Source organism: Thermosipho atlanticus DSM 15807 (assembly GCF_900129985.1).
Classification (GTDB): domain Bacteria; phylum Thermotogota; class Thermotogae; order Thermotogales; family Fervidobacteriaceae; genus Thermosipho_A; species Thermosipho_A atlanticus.
The window spans coordinates 26353-46994 of record NZ_FQXN01000005.1 but is presented as its reverse complement, the minus strand read 5'-3'; the positions used below and the strand labels follow the sequence as shown (position 1 = coordinate 46994).

Sequence of the window (20642 nt, the reverse complement as noted above, 5' to 3'; positions counted from 1 at the left end):
TTTTGGGGTGGTAATGTGAAAAGATGGCTTTTACTTTGTATATTAATTATCTCTGTGTTGACTTTTTCCGGTAGTTTTGTAATTTTTGATAACACATTTGTTTTAGAAAATTCACCAGTCTTGTTTTCTGTAAGTGAAAATTCCTTTGGGGTAGGTTTTTTGTACTCAACTTCAACGGTTAATTATTCTGAAACAAAAATAGGTTTCTTTACAATAAGAAAACCTTCGGAAAAGGAATCATTAGATTTTTCAGTAATGGTAGGTTCAATGTATGGAACATATATTTCTATTACATATGAGAAGTTAAGTTTTCCAATTTTTGAAAAAAGATTGGATTTTTTTGTTACAAACAAATTTAGTTTTATGTCAACAAGTTCAAAAGCATTTTATGCCATTGGACCTTTATTATTAAACTTTGAAAGTAGGTCTTTAAAGAGGGCAAATGGGATAGGATATTCGTTTTCCAGGTATTTTGCAAAATATCAGGAATTTTCAGGATATTATGTAAGGGTAAATGAAGATAATTTGATTGGTTATTTTTATCCGCTAGATGCTTCATTAGAACAAGGATTATTAGTAGGATTAGGGACAAAAGATTTTTCACAATTATATTTAAATGTAGGATTTAGACAATATTTTAACGCAGCTGACTTTAGAGGTTTCACTTTTGCTTATGTTTATGCGGAAACGCTAGATTTAAGTAAAATTAGATATTATTCAGGAATAAAATTTTTAGCTCCATTGAAAGGAGATTTAATAGTTTGGGATGGCAAAGTCTCTTTCGGAATTAATTGGTGAATTTAATGCAATTTCTTTATATATTCATATTCCCTTTTGTAAGAAAAAATGCTATTATTGTGATTTTGTTAGTTTTACAGAGGGAAGTGTAGAAAACTATATAATGGCACTTTTAAATGAGATAGATTTATATGTGCAAGAAATTAAAAGAGGGGTAAGGACTTTATATATTGGTGGAGGAACCCCAAGTTTTATTAACGAATATTATATTAAAAAAATAATTGATAAGCTATCTCCTTATTTAGAACTTGAAGAATTTACAATAGAGGTTAATCCAGATTCGTTTGATGCACATAAAGCAGAATTTTATAGAAATTTGGGAGTAAATAGAATAAGTTTGGGAATTCAATCATTTGACGACAATGTTTTAAAAAAAGCTGGTAGAACGCATTCTTCAAAACAAGCTTTGAGAGCCTACAAAATAGCAGAGAAATATTTTGATAATGTAAACGTTGATTTTATTATCGGATTACCCGGCGAAAATTGGAGAAGTATAGAAAATATCGTAGATTTTATCCGTTTTTATGTCCCTCCACATATATCCGTATATCTTCTGGAAATTCACGAAGGGACTTTCCTGGAAAAATTTTATAAAAAACTTCCGGATGAAGCCTATGAAAGGTATGATGCAATTTTGAAGTTTTTGAAGTTGTTAAGATATGAAAGATATGAAATTTCTAATTTTACTTTAAATAAAAAATACAGCAAACACAATCTTGTTTATTGGGCAAATTTAGATTATCTTGGTTTTGGGATTTCGGCAGGTGGCCATATTGGAAATATGAGATATAATAACGTATCGACATTTGAAAAATACTATACAAAATTAAAAGCGGGAAAGTTTCCTATAGAATATAAAGTGTTTAATAAATTAGAAAGAGAAACATTAGAAAGCATTTTTATGATGTTGCGAACCAAATGGGGTATTGACAGAAAGTTAATAGCCAAGTTGCCTAAATTAGATACATTTTTTCAGAAGCTTTCATCAAAGTATCGTTTTTTCGATGGTACAAAGTTGAATGATACAGGGATGGATTTTTCGAACTTATTTTTTGGAGAACTTTTGAAAACATGGGAGGAATTCTATGAGGACTAGTGTCGCAATATTATTTATAACTGTTCTTGTATTGTTCACTATTGGTTCAATAGCTATTTATAGTTTGGATTTTGCAAAAGAATATTACTATTCGAAGAATTCAAATTTGTTTGAGAAATATGTAATAAACATCATATTAGGCGTAATTGCCTTTCTTACATTTATGTTCTTTATGCCTCAAGAACTTGAAAAATATTATAGTGCTTTTTATATATTGGCGATTTCAGTGCTGATAATTCCTTTCTTTTTTCCTTCAATTAATGGTTCACATCGTTGGATAATGATTGGAAATTTTAGTTTTCAGCCTTCAGAGATTTCAAAAATATTTTTGATTTTATTTTTTTCAATTTATGTAAAAAATAATAAAGAAAAAATGAAAACCTTTCTAGTGGGTGTAGTAGAACCATTTTTATTTTTATCGCTTCCATTATTATTGATTGCGTTAGAACCAGATTTAAGTACATCAATACTTATCTTTTTAACTATTTTTACGCTGTTATACTTTGGAGGAGCAAGGTTAGTTCATTTATTTTCTGTAGTTATTTTAATTGTTTTGATTGGATTTTTGGCGATCCAATTTGGATTTGTTCATTCATATCAATTACATAGGCTTAGTTCGTATTTTTCTAATCAACTACCTTGGCAATTAGAAATAGCAATGAAAGCCATTAGTAATGGTGGTATTATAGGAACCGGTCCAGCACTAGGTAAATTTTTCTTAACTGTACCTGCTGCAGAATCAGATTTTATAATTGCAGTTATAGGGGAGAATCTAGGATTTATTGGAATTCTCGTCCTACTTACTTGTTATTTTCTTATTGCAATTTCTTTGATAAGGGTTTCTGAGGAAATCAATAATGAGGTTATAAGATATTTTACATGGGGATATACTTCTTTAATGTTTTTCCATGTAATTTTTAATACAGGTGTAGTAAGTGGCATGTTTCCTATAACGGGTATTCCTCTTCCTTTTGTAAGTTATGGAGGAAGCTCTCTTTTATCATTTTCCATAGGGCTTGGAATAATTATTTCTGTGTTTTTTAACGAACTTGAAGGAACGAAAGGTTAGTCTTTGTGTAAAAAGTTGAAGGGAGGAATCATTTTTGTCATTTTTAGAATTAGTAGTTGAAAATGTATCGAAAGTTATAAAAGGAAAAGATGAAAAGATAAAATTGGTTACCTCATGTCTTTTGGCCGGTGGTCATGTTTTGTTGGAAGATGTTCCGGGAGTTGGAAAGACTATGCTTGCAAGAGCATTAGCCAAAACTTTTGATTTAGATTTCAAGAGAGTGCAATTTACTCCAGATCTTTTACCTACAGATTTGACTGGATTATATATTTTTGAGAAAGAAACGGGGAAATTTGTCTTTAGGAAAGGTCCTATGTTTACGGATGTTTTACTTGCTGATGAAATTAACAGAGCTACTCCGAGAACCCAGTCTGCCCTTTTAGAGGCGATGGAAGAAAAACAAATTACTATTGAGGGTGTTACTCATACTCTTTCAGATATATTTTTTACCATAGCAACTCAAAATCCTTTGGAATCTGAGGGAACATTTCCGTTACCAGAAGCCCAGTTAGATAGATTTATGATTAGGACTACGATAGGTTATCCAGGAAAAGAAAGTGAAAAGAAAATACTCGAATCTCAATTTGACCACCACCCTATAGAAGATATTGCTCCGGTCATAACGAAAGCAGAATTTAGGGCAAAAATGAATGAAGTAAAAAGAGTAGAAATAAGCGAATCAGTACTTGATTACATTTTGGACATTGTTAACACTACAAGAAATCATGAAGACATAAAAGTTGGTGCAAGTCCACGTGCATCAATTGTATTAATGAAACTTTCAAGAGCATATGCGCTTCTTGAAGGAAGAGACTTCGTACTTCCAGATGACGTAAAATACTTAGCACCTTTTGTGCTAAATCATAGGATTATATTAACGATTGAAGCGAAGATCAAAAGGCTCGATCCATATGAAGTTATTAGTGATGTTTTAGAAAGGGTAAAAGTGGTGAAGTAATGTGGAAGTACAAAACATTCAGTTGATTTTTTTTACGACATTGGTGATTTTTCTTAATTTTTTAAACATTAATGGAATCAGTTTATTTTTGTTGGCAATAGTTATAGTGGAATGGGTGAATTTAAGAAAATCAATTACGCTTTTTAAAAAAATAAAAGTAAGAGCAAAATTCGAACATCAGCGTGCGTTGATAGATGAAATTGTTGAATTAATATTAGAGATTAAAACGGGAAAAAATGTAAAACTAACTATTTCTATTCCAGAATTAGCAATAAATCAAGTTGAAGCAGTTATTAAAAGAGAGAAAATGCTAACTTTTCATCATTCTTATTATACAAGGGGTAAGAAAAAAGTAGATAAGATTTTTTTACGAATGGATTCTCTCTTTTTTAAAATTATTAAAAAATTCGAAGTTGATGCAGAAATTTTTGTATTGCCGAATTTTGAAATGGTAAGATTTAATAAAGAAAAACTTCTTGAATTAATTCCAAACTTATTGAGCCATTTGAAATTACTTGAAGATCCAACTTATATAATAGGAGTTAAGGAATACAATAATGATCCTGTAAGAAAGATCCATTGGAAATTGTCGGCTAAATTTGACAATCTTTTGGTAAAAAAATATGAATATACTTCACAAGGTAAACTGTTTATTGCTTTATTTTTGAATCTTCATCCTGAGATTTTTTCCAGAAAAGCTTGGATTCCCATACTGAAAAAATACACAGAAGATATTATTTCGGGTGTGGCAGGAATAATAAAAGACGTTTCAGAAAAAAATATTTCTACTAAACTTTTAATAGATACCAAAGATGGTGTAAAGAGCGTTTTTTCAAAAAATTGGATAGTGCATTTCGATCTTTTAGCACAAGCATATGCTTCAGTAGAAACCTACAATTATGACATTTACGAAGAGATTGAAAATGAAATACAATATAACGATACTCTTCTAATAATTTCGATGTATTTAACGGAAAAAGATATACCTTATATTTTAAGGTTAAGGGAAAAGTCTTCTAAGATAATAGTTTTGATTCTTCCGTATGGTTTTAGATCATATCAAACGAAGAAGTTCAAAACTTATTTAAACATCCCACCCGATATAGTAGAGCTTCAAAGAAAAGCCTTGGTATTGCGTGAAAATAATATATTTGTTGAAGTATATAGTGAAAACACGGCATTTCAGGAGGGACTAGAGCTTGTTGATTGATATCTTAATATTGTCAGAGTTTTTCGCGGCATTTTTGAATATAGATTTATATTTTTTAATATTTCTGGCTTTAACTTTTTTTGCTTTTCAATTTAAATCGCTGAAATGGCTTTATTTTGTCGTATTTTTTGGAATGTTATTTGTTTTGAGAAATCCAATACCAGTAATTTTAGTGTATACGTATGAGAAGACAAAAAAAAGTAAGCAAGAGTTATATACATTTTTGCTTTATTTTTTAATTGTGGCTTTTTTCTATGAACTAAAAACTTTACTGATTTCTTTGTTTTTAATTTTTTTAGTAGCCTTAAAAGAGAAAAAATTTTATTATCTGCTTCTTATACCCTTGCTTTTTATACCTGTAACACTTAGTCCATATCAGAAAGTTTCTAACTTTAATGTAAAAGCTAATATGCAAATGGAACAACCTAAAAGTTCTTACGAAACTCCAGCAAATACGTATACTTCCCAAAGTATCGAGCAAAACACATCAACGGAGATAAGTGTTTCCAATTTGGAGATTAAAAAATATGACAAAGTAATTTTCCCTCTATTAATGATAATTGGAGCATTTTCCGTTCTGATTCTTATAAAGTTTACAAACAAACCTACAATAAGGATTGTACTTGGAATAATTGCTGTAGTAAGTTTTGCCTATTTTTTGTTTTTAGTTTTGTTTCCATACCTTGGAAGAAATACTACTTTGAGAGAAAATTTAACAATTGGTAATCAGGCAACAGGCAATATTGAAACTCTTCCGACGCCTTTATCTACTCCAACTTTGTCTAACTCTAAAGTTGAAAATTTAAGAAAAACTATTAATATAGTGAATTTTACGATAATATTTATTGCTATATTAGCTTCTTTAATTCTTGCAATTGTAGTTTATTTAATATGGGATGTGAAGAAGGAAAAAGTACTTAAAAAGACAAGTGAAAGAGATAAAGAATGGGAGACAACAGATACATATGAAGTTATTTTGAATTTAGATTCTGGAGATTTAATAAAACGAGTTTATTTTTATATTAGAGCAAAAATTTTTCCAGGTTATTATTATTTAACCCCTTATGAATTATCTAATCTTATAAATGATAACAAGCTTTCCTATATTACCCAACTTTTTGTAAAATCTGAATATGGCGGAAAGTTAATCAAATATGATGAAGAAAAAGTAAAAGCTTTTTTTAAGGAAATTGTGGAAAAATATACTTAATTACCAGTCAAAATATATCAAATAATTTCCTTGAGCATTTTATTCAGAAAATCAAAAGCCTTTTGCCAGAAATCTTCATTGTCAATATTTATCCCGACTTTTTTTAAAAGGTGTTCAGGTTTATTTTTTCCACCGCTTTCCAGCAGTTCAATATATTTTGGGGCAAAATTTTTACCTTCTTCTAGGTATTTTTCGTATAGTGCTATAACCAGACAGTTTGCATAGTTATATGCATAAACATAAAAAGGAGTGTGAAAAAGATGAGGAATCGTTGCCCATTCATATCTATATTCAGGGGTAATTTTCACACTGTTTCCAAACATCAATTGTAATTCTTTTTCATAGATTTTGGACAATTCTTCCCAGGTAGCCATTCCCTGAGTGTTGATGGTATTGTGAGCTTGAATTTCAAAACGTACAAACATATTTTGTCTAAACATAGTGGCGAAAATTTCTTCTAATTTTGAGGCAATAAAGTAGTTTCTTTCTTCACCGATTAGTTGATTTTTGAGTTTTTCAAAGACTAAAAATTCCCCAAAAACAGAAGCAAGTTCTGCCATGGTAAGGGGTGTATGATAGTTTAAATAAGTTTGTTTTGATGAAAGCACACCGTGTAATCCATGCCCAAGTTCATGAGCAAGCGCCATTACATCACTTATATTTCCAGTGAAATTTATTAGAATGTAAGGCTTTATTGTTGGAGAATAATATGCACAAAATGCTCCTCCTATTTTTCCCTGAGTTATATCAGAATGTATTCTTTCTTCCTCAAAAAATTCCTTTATAATGTTCCCGACTTTCTCGTCGAATTCATAATAAGCTTCTAGTACAATTTCTTTAGCTTCTTCAAATGAATATTTTTTCAAAGATTTACCTATAGGAGCATATATATCGGCAGGGGTTAATGTTTCTTTCATTACATCTGACTTCCAGTTGTAATACTTATGAACTAAATCAATATTATCTAAAGTAATATCAATGAGTTTTTTAACACTTATATCAGAGACTCTATTTTCCATATTTCTCATTGATATTGGCTCGTTATAATTTCTCAGTCGAGCTTCGGTGTCGTAATCTTTTACAACAAGATTGTATAAACCATTTATTACAATGTTATCTTTATCATATCTGTCAAGTAAGGTTTTCATGGCCTTTTTCCTTAGAGAGCTATTTGGAGATTTTCTTAAGGCTCTAACTTCACTATCCGTAAGTTTTTTTACTTGACCATCAATTTTAATTTTAAAAATATAGGAAGAAGTAATTTTTCCATATAATTCTGCTATTGCTTCTCTTCTAGAAATGCTTGTTGCTGCAAGTATTTTTTCAGCATCTTTAGAAAGTATGTGTTTTTTTTCTTCTAATATTTTTTTAATGAAATTTGAATATTCGGGAATATTTTCAGCAAGTTCTTCGAGCTTTTTGTTGGAAAGTTTTGCAAAATAGGTATTTAAAGGTGAAATAATTTCCATTATCTTTGAATAAAATTGATTGGTTAAACTGTACAGTTGTTGTGAAAAAGTATTAAGAGTGTTTTCAGAAAATAATAATTCAGTGTATTGTAAAGGTTTTGAAAGTTTGTTTAACAATTCCTCAATTTCCAAGAAAATTTGTTTAGCAGTTTCAGAGTTTATATTTTCATTTATTAAATTTTCATATTTTAATACTAAACTTTTTGCTTTTTTTAAGGAATTTTCCAAGTCTTTTCGTATAATCTTTTCATCTGGTTGCGAATAGAGAGTTTTCAAATTCCATTTCATATTAATCACCTCATTTTGTAATTTTTGTTACTTATATTTTACCATGAATGCGTGTTTAACAATATATTTAAGCGCAAAAAAATGTTAAAATAAACAGTGTTATAAATCACAAGGGGGGGTATTTATCAAGAAAACAGCGATACTTCTAATTGTAACATTGGGATTAGGTTATTTTTTTCTGTTTTTTAATGGTAGTTTTGTTTTCACAATAGAACCAATGATGTTGTTTTTGTTTTGTATCGGTTTGTTTTTGAGTGAATTGTTAGATCTAAAAGTTGGTAAATATTCTTTTATGATCGAAATTGTTATTATTCTTCCATTTTTATTATTTATTACACCAGAAACTGTTGCGATTTTAGCTGCTATTTCAAAACTAGTATTTTCTAGAAAAAATAAAATAGTTCGATCAATTTTTTCGTTTTTTATGTATTCATTTGGAACTTTTTTGTATTATTCTACAAGTTTAGATTACTTTAAGTTACCTTTATTTGTTTTTGGGATATTGTTAAGTAATTTCTTTTTATTGCTGATTTATTTTAATATTGAGACATTTAAAGAAATTATGGGTATGATCCCAAAAAGTTATTTAATACTTTTTTCCCTTTCTTTAATTATGTCTTTCGGTTATTTTTTTGCAGAAGTAAAACTTGGATATCTTTTCTATTTGTTTATTGTGTATGCATTGATTTCGTACCAATTATATGAATATGTGAGACAGTTTAATGTCAGTTTAATTGAAAAAATAGAGTTTGAAAGACTAAAAAATATTAGTGAAAGTTTGTTAAAATTAAAAAACTTGGTTTTTGAAAACGAAGAGAGAGATCTTGAAAGAAGTTTGCAAAAATTACTTGAAATTGTTTGCAAAATTTCTGGCTTTCATGTGGCAGTATTAAGTTTGTTTAACAATAACACAGGATATGTTGAAAGGATAGCTCATTTTGGTTTAACTGAAGAAGATTTCGAAAGAGCTAAGAATAACAAGCCTAAAATAAGTGAAGTTGTAAAATACTTTAACAAAAAGTTTGAAAATAATGGCGTTTATTTTATTCCTGAAGGATTGGCTTTAATAGAATCAAATATTGGTTTTATAATTTCACATGAAAGAAAAATAGATAGTGAAAGAAGCTGGGATCCGAAAGATTTACTTTTAATACCTATTAAAGACGAATTGTCCAACTTAATAGGTTATATAAGTTTGGATGTTCCTCAATCTGGGATGAGGCCCACTAAAAACGATATGAACTTGTTGAATTTTCTATCTTGGATAGTATACAAATTTTTAAGTAAAACATTGCATATAAAATATTGGTTGAATGATACAGGGGTATATTTTAAGAATGCTTCATATGTTTCTTTTATAAGGTTTTGTGAAAATAAAATTAAAGAGTCAGAAAATGTGACTTTGGCATATTTGGATATTGAGAATTACTTATTTGAAAAATTTAGAAACATGGCAATTTATTATAAAATAAGTTCTGAGAATTATATGATTTTATTTTTCAATGTTTCTAAACGTTTTGTTTTATTATATTTAGATGAAATGAATAATTTTTTAAAAGAAAAGTACTCTGATGTAAGTCTGAGTATAGGATTAGTTTACAGCAAAAAAAATCAGAAGAACATTTTTCAATTAATATACGAAGCCAAAAAAGCATTAAAAATAGCAAAAAAATCTGGTGGTGGGAGGATTCATTCTTTATGAAAAGATTTGCTATAGAATTTTCTTACGACGGTACAAATTTTTTTGGTTATCAAGGGCAGCCAAACGTTAGGACTGTTCAAGGTGAATTAGAAAATGCTTTAGAGAAAATCTTTAAACAAAGAATATATACTCAAGCTGCTGGTCGAACTGATGCAGGAGTTCATGCAAACGGACAAGTTGCAGCGTTTAATTGTCCGATAGATAGATTGACTTCAAAGGATGTAAAAAACGCTTTGAATGCTAATCTTCCAAGAGATATATACGTAAAAACAGCTTGGGAAGTAGAGAAAAATTTTAATCCAAGGTTTGCTGCTAAAAAAAGAATATATCATTATTTTATATACACAAATGAAAGGGATGTCTTTTTAAGAAATTATGTTTGGCATTTCAAATATAAGTTGAATATTGAAAAAATGAGAAAAGCTGCAAAGTTTTTGGAAGGAGAGCACGATTTTACTTCTTTTAAGAAAGGTAATGATAGGAAAAATCCTGTCAGGACAATTTATAGAATTAGAATTTTGAAACTAAAACCACATATTATTCTAATCAGAGTAGAAGGAATATCTTTTTTGAGGAGTATGGTAAGAAATATAGTTGGTTCGCTTGTTAAAGTTGGACTTGAACAGTGGTCTCCAGAGAAAATTAAAGAAGTTTTGGAACTACGTTCTAGGCAGGAAGCTGCTGGGACTGCACCTCCACATGGTTTGTATTTGTATAAAGTCATTTTTTAAAAGGAGGGAAGTATGGGTATTAAGAAAAAAAGACTTGATGTTTTGTTAGTTGAAAAGGGTCTGGTCGAAAGTCGAGAAAAAGCAAAAAGATTGATAATGGCAGGTAATGTAATTGTAAATAATGAAAGAGTGGATAAACCAGGTAAAATGTTTGATGAGAATATTGACATACGTGTAAAAGAGAAAGAAAAATATGTAAGTAGAGGTGGATATAAAATTGAAGGTGCTTGGAAAAGTTTTAAGTTTGAAATAAAAGATAAAGTAGCATGCGATATAGGAGCTTCAACTGGTGGATTTACTGACTTTTTGCTTCAGAATGGGGTAAAAAAAGTCTATTGTGTAGATGTAGGTTACGGACAATTACATTGGAAAATCAGAAACAATCCTAAAGTGATTGTCTTAGAGAGAACCAATGCTCGAGAATTAGATTTAGAAGAAAGAGTTGATCTTGTTGTTTGTGATGTTTCGTTTATTTCATTAAAAAAGATATTTCCTACTATAAAAAGGATCCTTAAATCGGAAGGTAAAGCAATAGTGTTAGTAAAACCTCAATTTGAAGCTGGAAAAAACAAAGTAGGAAAAGGTGGAATAGTTAGATCAAAAGAAATTCACAAAGAAGTTTTATATGATATAATAAAAAATGCTTTGAATAATGGTTTATGTCCAGAAAAATTGGATTTTTCCAAAATAAAAGGTACAGATGGAAATATAGAATTCTTTTTAGAATTGGCAAATAAAAATTGCGATTGCATGATTTCATTTAAAAAAATAAGTACAATTGTAAATAAAGCTTGGGAGGAATTGTCTTGAAAAAGTATGTTCTTATTTTTGTGGTTTTGTTTGGAATTATAACTTTTTCTGATATATTAAACTTTGTGCCGTACGATTATGATATATTTATTAGGTTTAGAAATAGTGCAGGTTGGTATAAAGAACTGAAAAATGTTCCTTTCGCTAAGTTTGTTTTGAATGACGAAGGCCTTTCTTTTGAATCGTATTTTTTAGGATATTTGGAGGATATTGATTATAAACATGGAACGGACAAAAATATATTTTTGTCCGCTCTTGCAAGTGATGTTTTGTTTCTTGCTAAAGGAATCGAGATATCTGTTGAAAATCTAATTTCTTTTGATGCAAATTATTATATTGAAATTTTAAAAACTTTATCAAAAGACTCGGCATTGATTTTTGAAACTAATAATTCAGATTATGTCATAAAGTATTTCTCTAATTTGATTGGATATGGTATGAAAAAAGAAGGCGATATATATATTTTAGGTGATTCTATTTTTTCAAAAAGTATAGATGATTACTTAGTATTAGCTGGAAGCAAAAATGCTTTGGAATATATGATAAATGTTTATAATTCTCCTAATCTTCAATTTAAATCAAATTCAAAGGAATATTTTAAAGATTTTGATTCAGGAAGTAAGTATTGGATAACTGGATTTTCAAAGGGAAATGCGATTCAATTGAATTTTCCTATTGAATCAACTGATGAAGGACTTGAAACAGAATATGTAAAAATTTTTGGATACGTGGAGGATTCAGTTTTAAAAATTAGTATAATCCAGAAAACCAACAAAGAAGAGCCTAAAGTGACATTTACAGAAGACTTGATGGAAGAAATACCAGTGTTGGGAAATTATTTTGCAGGAATAAGTATTGGCGATAGTTTAAATGTAATGAGGGTTCTTGAGCAATGGACGGTTACTTTAGATAGCACAAGTTTAGAAAAGTTGTATGATTTAACATCTTCAATATTAAAAAATGCAACATCAACTTTTTATATTGTAGGTGATATAGACGAATCTCCAAATTTATCTGTAGCATTTTTATTCAAACTTTCAGATGGTTTACAGGACATTGAGCGCACTATAAAAAAATATTCTGGGAGGTATGACGATACAGAAGATCAATGGATTATAGATATAACCGATGAATACAAGGTTTACTTTTATGAATTTGAGCAATTTTTTGTAGTGAGTAACATTGATAAGGAAACTTATTCCAAAAAGGCTAAAATTCAAAGATTAACAGATTTAGCCGCATATAATTATCTTGATAGAGAAAGAAATTACAATATAAAAATCTTCTTAGATTTAGGAGATTTTATTCAAAAATTTTTAGGGATTAATATCAGCTCGAAATTAATCTTCTGGGAAGAAAAAGACGGCCATTTTATAAAATATTATTTAGATATAATGTAATTGTCGATAACTTTTCTTACATCATAGAATATTTCATCAACAGACCTTTCTCCGTTGATGATAACAAAGTTTGATTTAGTATTGGAAATTTTGAGATAAGTATCTCTTACTTTTTCCAAAAAACTTCTTCCTTCAATTTCCATTCTGTCTTTCTTCTTCTTGTTTATTCTTTTTAGAGCGACTTCAACAGAAATATCGATGAAGAAAACAATGTTTGGAAAAATATTATTAGTAGCAAATCTGTTAAGAAATTCTACTGTTTCAACTCCTAAGTTTCTCGCTCCACCCTGATAGGCTATGCTGGAGTCTGCAAATCTATCCGCTAATACGAAATATCCGTTTCTAAGAGCAGGCTTTATAACTTCTTCTACTAATTGAGCTCTTGAAGCTAAAAAAAGTAATAATTCCGCTCTTTCATTTATGTCAAGTTCTTTATTTAACAATATTGAGCGGATTTTTTCACCTATTTCTGTTCCGCCAGGTTCTCTAACTTTTATAACTTTTTTTCCAAGATTTCTTAAATAATCAAAAAGCATCTCCAACTGTGTGCTTTTTCCACATCCGTCTAATCCTTCAAATGAAATGAACATATTTAATTATTACCTCCAAAAAAGCCCCCAATTCGGGGGCTTGAATTATTAAATTTCTTCTTGTTCTTCTGTATCTTCAATTTCAAATAATTCTTCTTCCTTTTCTTTTTTAGTACTTTCTGTAGTTGCTTCTTTACTTTCTTCAAATGCAACCCCTTCTTTACCTTCCAGATAAGCATCTGCAATTTTGGAAGTAATAAGTTGAATAGCTCTAATAGCATCGTCATTTCCTGGAATTATGTAATCAATTTCGTCAGGATCACAATTTGTATCAACAATTCCAACTGTGGGGATTTTGAGGAGATTTGCCTCATATATCGCATTTCTTTCTTTTTTAGGATCAACAATGTAAATTATATCAGGGATTCTGTCCATGTTTTTTAAACCGCCAAGGTTTTTTCTAAGTTTTTCTAATATTCTTTTTAATCTACTTTGTTCTTTTTTAGTGAGCTTTTCGAATTCTCCATTTGCTTCCATTTCTTCAAGTTCGATTAATTTATCAATTCTTTGTCTAATAGTTTTGAAATTGGTTAGAAGGCCACCAAGCCACCTATGATTGACATAAAAAGCGCCACATCTTTCTGCTTCTTGTTTAATAACTTGTTGAGCTTGTTTCTTGGTACCAACAAAAAGAATAGTTCCACCATCTGCTGCTTTCTCTCTAACAAAATTGTATGCTTCATCTAAAAGTTTTGATGTTTTTTGCAGATCGATGATATAAATACCTTTTCTTGCTCCGAAAATATATTCTTTCATTTTAGGGTTCCATCTTTGAGTTCTATGTCCAAAGTGTACACCCGCTTCTAAAAGTTGTTTCATTGATACAATTGGCACAAATACACACCTCCTATTTGGTTCACCCTCCACTCCCTTCTAACCAACCGACCTTTCCGGCACCGAGGTTGGAATCCAGGAGTGTGAGTTTTTTATTTGTTTATTGCTTCCTTTGCAATATTAACATACTCTCTAAAGGACTCTGGATCATTTACTGCAAGTTCTGCAAGCATTTTTCTGTTAATAGCTATACCCGCTAGTTTCAAGCCATAAATTAATTCATTGTATTTTAAACCTTCATTTCTAGCAGCTATATTTATTCTTGTTATCCAGAGTTTTCTGAAATTCCTTTTTTTCAATTTTCTTCCAACATATGCATGTTTTTTAGCTTTAATGTATGCCTGTTTTGCAAGTCTATATCTTCTGCTTAAAGCACCTCTATAACCTTTAACTGATTTCAAGAATTTTTTTCTTTTTTTTCTTGCATTAATTGCATTTTTTACACGCATCTAAATTCCTCCCTTCTTTATCTTTTCCCGAGCATTCTTAGAATTCTTTTTTTATCAGCTGGTTTAACTTCTACTTCTAATCTTAGTTTTCTAAGTGTAGATCTTCTCTTTTTTCCTGTTTTGTGCCAGGCGTAAGCTCTTCTTCTCATTATCTTGCCGTTTTTTGTTACACTAAATCTTTTAGCGGCTGACTTATGAGTTTTCATTTTATTCTTGGCCATGTTTTCCCTCCTTAATTCTTAGGTTTTAGCATCATCCACATGTCTCTTCCTTCAAGTTTGGGGGGTTTTTCTACAATTGCAATATCTTGTAAATCGGTAATTACCCTTTCTAGAATTTCTTTCCCTTTATCTGCAAATGCAAGCTCTCTTCCCCTAAACATTATTACTACCCTAACCTTGTTTCCATCTTCTAGGAACCTCTTTATATGCCTTACTTTAGTTTGATAATCGTGTTCATCAATCTTGATTCTGAATTTCATTTGTTTTACTTCGATAGTTTTTTGATTCTTTTTTGCTTTTTTTTCACGTTTGGCAAGTTCATATTTATATTTGCCGTAATCCATCATTTTTGCAACCGGAGGATTTGCATTTGGAGCTACTAATATCAGGTCAAGTTTTTTTGAATATGCTAATTCTAATGCCTCATCGGTAGGCATTATTCCTAATTGTTTCCCATTTTGATCAACTACCCGAACCTCCGGGGCTCTTATTTCTTCATTTTTAATTATTTTATCGATAATTCTCCCCTCCCAAAATAAAAATTTGGCGAGCAAGCGCCCGCCAATATTATAGCTAAATACTCTCTATTAACCCTTTCGCCTAAGAGGCTCAGGGTGGGAAGCGGGCGCTTCCACTTTCTTTCTTTTGGTGGGCCGTGTGGGACTCGAACCCACAGCCCCCTGATTAAGAGTCAGGTGCTCTACCTGTTGAGCTAACGGCCCGATCATGGTGCCCCAGGGAGGAGTCGAACCTCCATTTGCGGATTAGGAATCCGCCGTTCTATCCGTTGAACTACTGGGGCTTTTTGGCAGCCCCACGGGGAATCGAACCCCGACCTTCGGACTGAGAATCCGATGGACTAGCCGTTATCCTATGGGGCCATAATACCATATTAAATAATAACATAAAAAGTATTGTTGTCAACACTAATGACATTTTAGGAATATAAAATTTTTATTATTTTTAGTTTAACTTTTGTTCATAAAATTTCGTGAACTTGAACAGTATTTGTTGTCCCTGGCCTTCCCCAAGGTATTCCTGCAGTGATTATAACCTTATCTCCAGGACGTGTTAGACCAAGTTCTCTTGATTTTTTCATTACTTCAGAAATCATTTCATCAGTTGATAAAGTTTGATTAATTTTCACAGGGATAATTCCCCAAACTAATGATAATCTGTAATAAGTACTTTCATTTGGTGTGGGAGCCAGTATTGGAACTTTTGGGCGAAATCTTGCAACATTTATGGCAGTTTTTCCTGTACTTGTTGGTGTAATGATCAATTTAGCATTCACACTTATAGCTAAATCAAATGCTGCTTTAGAAATTGCATCTTCAATGTTCTTGATAATATAGGGTTTTTGTGTCCATGGAATTCCATTTGATTCTTTTTGCAAGTATTTTTCAGTGTTTGTTGCAACTTCATTCATTACAACTACAGCATCAATTGGATAGTTTCCAATGGAAGTTTCAGCAGAAAGCATAATTGCGTCAGTCCCATCAAAAATAGCGTTGGCAATGTCTGAAACTTCAGCTCTAGTTGGGGTTTCATTATTTATCATTGATTCTAACATTTGTGTTGCAGTTATTACAGGTTTTGCATATTTATTGGCTGTTTCAATTATTTCTTTTTGAACAATAGGAACTTGAGAAAGAGGAATTTCAACCCCAAGATCTCCACGAGCCACCATGATTCCATCGGCTTCCTTTACAATCTCTTCTAAATTTTTCAATGCTTGGGCAGTTTCAATCTTTGCTATTATTGGTATAGTATTACTTAAAGATTTGGCTAACCTAACATCCGAAGCTTTTCTTACAAAAGATAAGGCAATATAATCTATATTTTCCTCGATAGCAAGTTGAATAAATTTTTTATCTTTTTCTGTAATAGGAGATATTGATAGATCAATTCCAGGTAAATTGACTCCCCTGTGATGAGTTATAATTCCTCCCCGAATTATTTTTGTTATCACATCTTTATCAGTAGTTTTTAAAACCTCTAATTCAATTGCACCGTCGTTTATGAGAATCTTGTCATGAGTTTTAACTTCTAAAGGAAAACGAGGGTAATTTACATGAATTATTTCTTCAGTACCCAGAATGTCCTTTGTAGTTAATATTAATGTTTTTCCTTCTTTAAGATAAATTTTTTCTTCTTTTAATTTTCCTGTTCTTACTTTTGGGCCAGATAAGTCAATTAAGATTGAAAAAGGGATTTTTGTTTCACTTCTTATCTTTTTTAACCTTCTTATTCTATTTCTATGAGTCTCAAGATCATCATGCGAAGAATTTAATCTAAATACATTTACCCCTTTATTTACAAGTTTTAATAACATTTCTTCAGACTCAGTAGCTGGACCAATTGTAGCTACTATCCTCGTTTTTCTCATCATAGCTCTCACCCTTTCTGAAAAAAATTCTAACAAGTCCATAAATACTTAGAGCTATTAAAAACGTTATAAGTTCTCTATATATGTTAATAAAAAGAGGAGCTCTTATATGACAAAAAGTATTAAACGTAGAAACCAAAGCAATGCTTCCAAAGATTTCAAAAATATCTTTCCAAGGTTGAGTGGTAAACAAAACACTGATTAGTAGAAAAGGATAAAAAAGGAGTTCTTTTGTTCTTGGACGGATTATAAAAAGGTTTTCTACAGTTTCTCTAAAAACTTTTTCAAACGAAAGTATAAAACCATTGTTACCACTCCTAATTATATAATATATTCCGAAAACTAAAAATAGTAGTGCAAAAATTTTAAAAGCTTTCTTTGACTCAGTTTTTTTTCGAAACAGTGATATAAACAGCAAAATAAGGGGTAATAACCCAAGTGAAACTTTAACACCTCTATAAACTTCTATGTTATTAACATGATAAAAGTCGTATAACGATAGATTAGTGAAAATACCCAAAGTGAAAAATGCGAAAAATTTCAAAAAATTATCTTTTATCTTAAAAAAAAGCACAATAGTACCTAAAGTGGAGATTACTGAGACAAAAATAGGGTATGAGAAATAAAAAAGTAGAAATCCAAAGAGAGCGTATGGAAAATAGAAACTAACAAAAATTCCAAGTAAAATTCCAAAAAGTTTTTGATAGTAATTATTTACTATATATGGAGAAGGTTCTTCAATTTGAAAGTAATTGATAAATTTGTTATAAATAGCTTCTGTTAACTCGGTTCGGGGAACTATTATTAAATCTATACTCCTTTCAATTACAGCTCTCCACAAGCGTTTAAAAAGGGTATTCTCATTATAATTTTGTAATTCTTCAGGTTTTATGTAATGAACATTGATTATTTGGGTTTCAGGTAGCATTCTTGCAATTTCCTTTGCAAGAATTTCAGAATCATTGAATTCTAAAATTCCTAACTTTTTGTTACCAAGTTTTTTAAGAAATTCGCTTGTGTTTAAAGAAGTTATATCTTTTAATATTACATATTCAGTGTTCTTGGGTATATTTGTCGGAGAGTTATAAAAAAAGAGTGTAGGATCGTCTTGGAAAAGTATTTTTACTTTCAAATTATTAAGGTCATTAGTAAATCTGACAAAAGACAATGTAAATGCAAGTAAAATAAAAATAATCAAGCTAATATATCTAAGGGAATATCTCAATGATATTTGTTTTTGATTCATAAATCCACCTCTTCTTGTTTGGATTTACCCAGGTTTTTATATAAGGGGACTTTATTAAGATACCGCCAATGTTTATCCATTTTTTTCTATCGAAAAATTCCAAGCTTTCATTGAGGGAGTTAAAAAGTTGGATATTTTTGAAAGAAAATGTGAAGTTGCCGAAACCGTCTTCTGAATAAACTAAAAGAAGATTTTTTCCTGGTTTTAATTTGACAATACCATTACTGATTACCTTATTATTTAGTAAGATTTGAGATTTAACTGCGGAAAAATCAGAAACATTTACATTAATAGCACAGTATCCGTTAAATAATTTTTCAAAATCTATTTTTATTTTTGGTTTTGAAGTGTCTTTTACTATAACGTTCGTGATAGTAGCAATATAAGGGGTGATTTCATAAAAATTTCTATTTCCAACAAAGTTTAGAGTGCCAAACCTTGAGTTGCTTCCAAGTTCGTAAATTTCATTTTTTAATATTCTTACGGATTTTGGAACGATTATTTGCTCAGTTAAAGAAGATTCTAATCCTATTTCATCGATGGCGGAGATGAAAAAAGTGTATGTGCCTGGATTTAAAGTTCCATAGTTATCGGAAAGAGAACCGTTGATGTAGGTTTTGAGTAGTACTTTTCCTTTGTCTTCAAATCCAACTTGATAGAATCCATAATCGGGAAATGTAAAGGTTGTTAACTTTATTTTTGGTACTTCTGGTGTTATATCATATTCTCCATAGTAGATGTCGAGGTATGGGATTTCATATTCATCGAGAAAGATATTTAAATATTCTACTAACTTAGTTCTCTTTGTAAGATTTCTAACTAATATTTTGTTCTGATATATTTCAATGGGATAGTAGTCAATTATGAAATTTTCGATGAGATTTTTCTGATAGAGTTCTAATAGATTTTTAAATACTTCTTGTGGGACTCGTATAGTTCCTTTGCTACCAATTGTTTGACCATCTTCAAGAATCAATAAATTTGAAGGGATATGAGCATTAGGAATATTAATTCCTTTAAAATATTCCTTGATTTTTCCCCTGAATTTTTCAGGGGAACCTTCTATTGGATAAACTTTTCTATTAATAATGATCGAATTATCAAAAGTGTTAATATAAATGTTAATTGAAAATATCGATAAAAAAAGATTTAGTAATAGAAAAAAAACTATTGTTTTTTTCAATTAGACACCTTCCTTTACTTTTTTTATAACAAATTCAAGATCTTCTGTTAGTTTAGCTTGAACATCTATCTTTTTACCTTCATAATAAAAACTCATTCTTTTGCAATGGAGAAAATACCTTTTCAATCCGAAGTTTCTTCGAAACTCTCTATTTAATTTTCTGTCACCATACACATCATCTCCGATTACAGGATGTCCAATGTTTGAAAAATGTCTTCTTATCTGGTGTTTTCTACCGGTTTTAATTATTACATGTAATAATGAAAAAAATCCTATTTCAGTTTTAAAAATTTCTTTTGTAGTAAAAAGGGTTAGAGAATCTTTTCCTTCAATCGGCAAATCAATTTTACCAGCTTTGTTTAATTTTCCTTTTACTAAAGTTACGTATTCTTTTTCAACACTTCGGGACGAAATTATTTCACCAAGAATTCTTGCAGCTTTTGTGTTTTTTGCAACTACTAAAATTCCTGAAGTGTGTTTATCAAGTCTGTGAACCAAATGTGGTTTAAAACCCTTTTGTTGGCCGTAGTAAAGTAATCCTTCAATAAGCGTTGCGACATGAATACCTTTTCCTGGATGAAGAGGTATTCCCGAAGGTTTGTTTATCACTAATAGATCTTCATTTTCATAAATTATATCAAGTTTCATTTTGATAGGTTTTATAGTATTTTTAACTTCTCTACTATATTTCTCTAAAGATTCATTAATTTTTATTTCATCTCCAATTTCAATTTCAAACGAAGGATTTTTAACCTTTTTACCATTTACTAGTATTTTCCCCGTGCGAATAAATTTGTAAATAACAGATAATGGTAAATTTGGAAAGTTTTTTCGTAAGAATTTATCAAGCCGTGAATAATAATTTTTTTCATTGACAATCATTTTGTCACCTCAAAATATTATTGACCATTATTAATCATTAATATTATACATGAAAATATCGAATATAAAAATCTTGACAATAAGAATAGTTGTGTTAAAATAATCAC

The 20642-nt window shown here is 30.1% G+C and carries 20 protein-coding genes and 3 tRNA genes; 10 read left to right on the top strand and 13 right to left on the bottom strand.

The window, feature by feature from the left end; all coding sequences use genetic code 11:
* The first annotated feature begins 15 nt into the window (after positions 1-15).
* The 6 genes from BUB65_RS06680 to BUB65_RS06655 are packed head-to-tail and all read left to right on the top strand — an operon-like array spanning position 16 to position 6341.
* Positions 16-798 (top strand): hypothetical protein, encoded by a 783-nt coding sequence (locus BUB65_RS06680; RefSeq protein WP_073073448.1) that lies wholly within the window; start codon positions 16-18, stop codon positions 796-798.
* Positions 767-1894, top strand: coding sequence for a radical SAM family heme chaperone HemW (gene hemW / locus BUB65_RS06675; RefSeq protein WP_073073447.1), 1128 nt, complete (start codon positions 767-769; stop codon positions 1892-1894). Before BUB65_RS06680 ends, hemW begins: the two co-directional genes overlap by 32 nt.
* Positions 1884-2963, top strand: a complete 1080-nt coding sequence (locus BUB65_RS06670; protein ID WP_073073446.1) for an FtsW/RodA/SpoVE family cell cycle protein — start codon at positions 1884-1886, stop codon at positions 2961-2963. The genes hemW and BUB65_RS06670 overlap by 11 nt, the downstream gene beginning before the upstream one ends.
* Before the next feature lie 34 nt (positions 2964-2997).
* Positions 2998-3921, top strand: a complete 924-nt coding sequence (locus BUB65_RS06665; RefSeq protein WP_073073445.1) for an AAA family ATPase — start codon at positions 2998-3000, stop codon at positions 3919-3921.
* A gap of 1 nt (position 3922) precedes the next feature.
* Positions 3923-5131: a DUF58 domain-containing protein gene (locus BUB65_RS06660; protein WP_073073444.1), complete on the top strand. Its 1209-nt coding sequence runs from the start codon at positions 3923-3925 to the stop codon at positions 5129-5131.
* Positions 5121-6341 (top strand): hypothetical protein, encoded by a 1221-nt coding sequence (locus BUB65_RS06655; protein ID WP_073073443.1) that lies wholly within the window; start codon positions 5121-5123, stop codon positions 6339-6341. The genes BUB65_RS06660 and BUB65_RS06655 overlap by 11 nt, the downstream gene beginning before the upstream one ends.
* A gap of 17 nt (positions 6342-6358) precedes the next feature.
* Here the strand turns inward: BUB65_RS06655 and BUB65_RS06650 are convergent, their stop codons facing one another.
* Positions 6359-8098 (bottom strand): M3 family oligoendopeptidase, encoded by a 1740-nt coding sequence (locus BUB65_RS06650; protein WP_073073441.1) that lies wholly within the window; start codon positions 8096-8098, stop codon positions 6359-6361.
* 250 nt (positions 8099-8348) lie between these two features.
* Between BUB65_RS06650 and BUB65_RS06645 the strand changes: the two genes are divergently transcribed.
* The 4 genes from BUB65_RS06645 to BUB65_RS06630 are packed head-to-tail and all read left to right on the top strand — an operon-like array spanning position 8349 to position 12741.
* A complete protein-coding gene (locus BUB65_RS06645) occupies positions 8349-9800 on the top strand; it encodes a GAF domain-containing protein (protein WP_143606712.1) in 1452 nt (483 codons plus the stop codon).
* Positions 9797-10531: a tRNA pseudouridine(38-40) synthase TruA gene (gene truA / locus BUB65_RS06640; RefSeq protein ID WP_073073436.1), complete on the top strand. Its 735-nt coding sequence runs from the start codon at positions 9797-9799 to the stop codon at positions 10529-10531. Before BUB65_RS06645 ends, truA begins: the two co-directional genes overlap by 4 nt.
* Before the next feature lie 12 nt (positions 10532-10543).
* Positions 10544-11341, top strand: a complete 798-nt coding sequence (locus BUB65_RS06635; protein ID WP_073073433.1) for a TlyA family RNA methyltransferase — start codon at positions 10544-10546, stop codon at positions 11339-11341.
* A complete protein-coding gene (locus BUB65_RS06630; protein ID WP_073073431.1) occupies positions 11338-12741 on the top strand; it encodes a hypothetical protein in 1404 nt (467 codons plus the stop codon). The genes BUB65_RS06635 and BUB65_RS06630 overlap by 4 nt, the downstream gene beginning before the upstream one ends.
* Here BUB65_RS06630 and tmk read toward each other — a convergent pair.
* From tmk to BUB65_RS06570, 12 genes are all read right to left on the bottom strand, one after another.
* Positions 12723-13331 carry a dTMP kinase gene (tmk, locus tag BUB65_RS06625; RefSeq protein ID WP_073073429.1) on the bottom strand — a complete coding sequence of 203 codons (609 nt, stop codon included), beginning with the start codon at positions 13329-13331 and terminating at the stop codon, positions 12723-12725. The two genes, BUB65_RS06630 and tmk, sit on opposite strands and share 19 nt — an antisense overlap.
* 48 nt (positions 13332-13379) lie before the next feature.
* A complete protein-coding gene (gene rpsB, locus BUB65_RS06620) occupies positions 13380-14165 on the bottom strand; it encodes a 30S ribosomal protein S2 (protein WP_073073426.1) in 786 nt (261 codons plus the stop codon).
* Between the two features lie 92 nt (positions 14166-14257).
* A complete protein-coding gene (gene rplT / locus BUB65_RS06615) occupies positions 14258-14614 on the bottom strand; it encodes a 50S ribosomal protein L20 (RefSeq protein WP_073073423.1) in 357 nt (118 codons plus the stop codon).
* Positions 14615-14631: 17 nt separating this feature from the next.
* Positions 14632-14835, bottom strand: a complete 204-nt coding sequence (gene rpmI / locus BUB65_RS06610; RefSeq protein WP_073073421.1) for a 50S ribosomal protein L35 — start codon at positions 14833-14835, stop codon at positions 14632-14634.
* 11 nt (positions 14836-14846) lie between these two features.
* Complete coding sequence (gene infC, locus BUB65_RS06605) at positions 14847-15389, bottom strand: translation initiation factor IF-3 (RefSeq protein WP_234946826.1); 543 nt, start codon at positions 15387-15389, stop codon at positions 14847-14849.
* Positions 15390-15481: 92 nt separating this feature from the next.
* Positions 15482-15557 (bottom strand) — tRNA-Lys (locus tag BUB65_RS06600).
* 5 nt (positions 15558-15562) lie between these two features.
* Positions 15563-15637: transfer RNA gene (locus BUB65_RS06595), tRNA-Arg, on the bottom strand.
* Positions 15638-15641: 4 nt separating this feature from the next.
* Positions 15642-15716, bottom strand: a tRNA-Glu gene (locus tag BUB65_RS06590).
* A 98-nt stretch (positions 15717-15814) separates the two neighbouring features.
* Positions 15815-17224, bottom strand: coding sequence for a pyruvate kinase (gene pyk, locus BUB65_RS06585; RefSeq protein ID WP_073073418.1), 1410 nt, complete (start codon positions 17222-17224; stop codon positions 15815-15817).
* The gene (locus BUB65_RS06580) at positions 17181-18470 is read right to left on the bottom strand and encodes a DUF5693 family protein (protein ID WP_073073416.1); all 1290 of its coding nucleotides are present in this window, start codon (positions 18468-18470) and stop codon (positions 17181-17183) included. Before BUB65_RS06580 ends, pyk begins: the two co-directional genes overlap by 44 nt.
* Complete coding sequence (locus BUB65_RS06575) at positions 18433-19653, bottom strand: hypothetical protein (protein WP_073073414.1); 1221 nt, start codon at positions 19651-19653, stop codon at positions 18433-18435. The genes BUB65_RS06580 and BUB65_RS06575 overlap by 38 nt, the downstream gene beginning before the upstream one ends.
* Positions 19654-20535: an RluA family pseudouridine synthase gene (locus tag BUB65_RS06570; protein ID WP_073073412.1), complete on the bottom strand. Its 882-nt coding sequence runs from the start codon at positions 20533-20535 to the stop codon at positions 19654-19656. It lies immediately after the preceding gene.
* Positions 20536-20642: the final 107 nt, after the last annotated feature.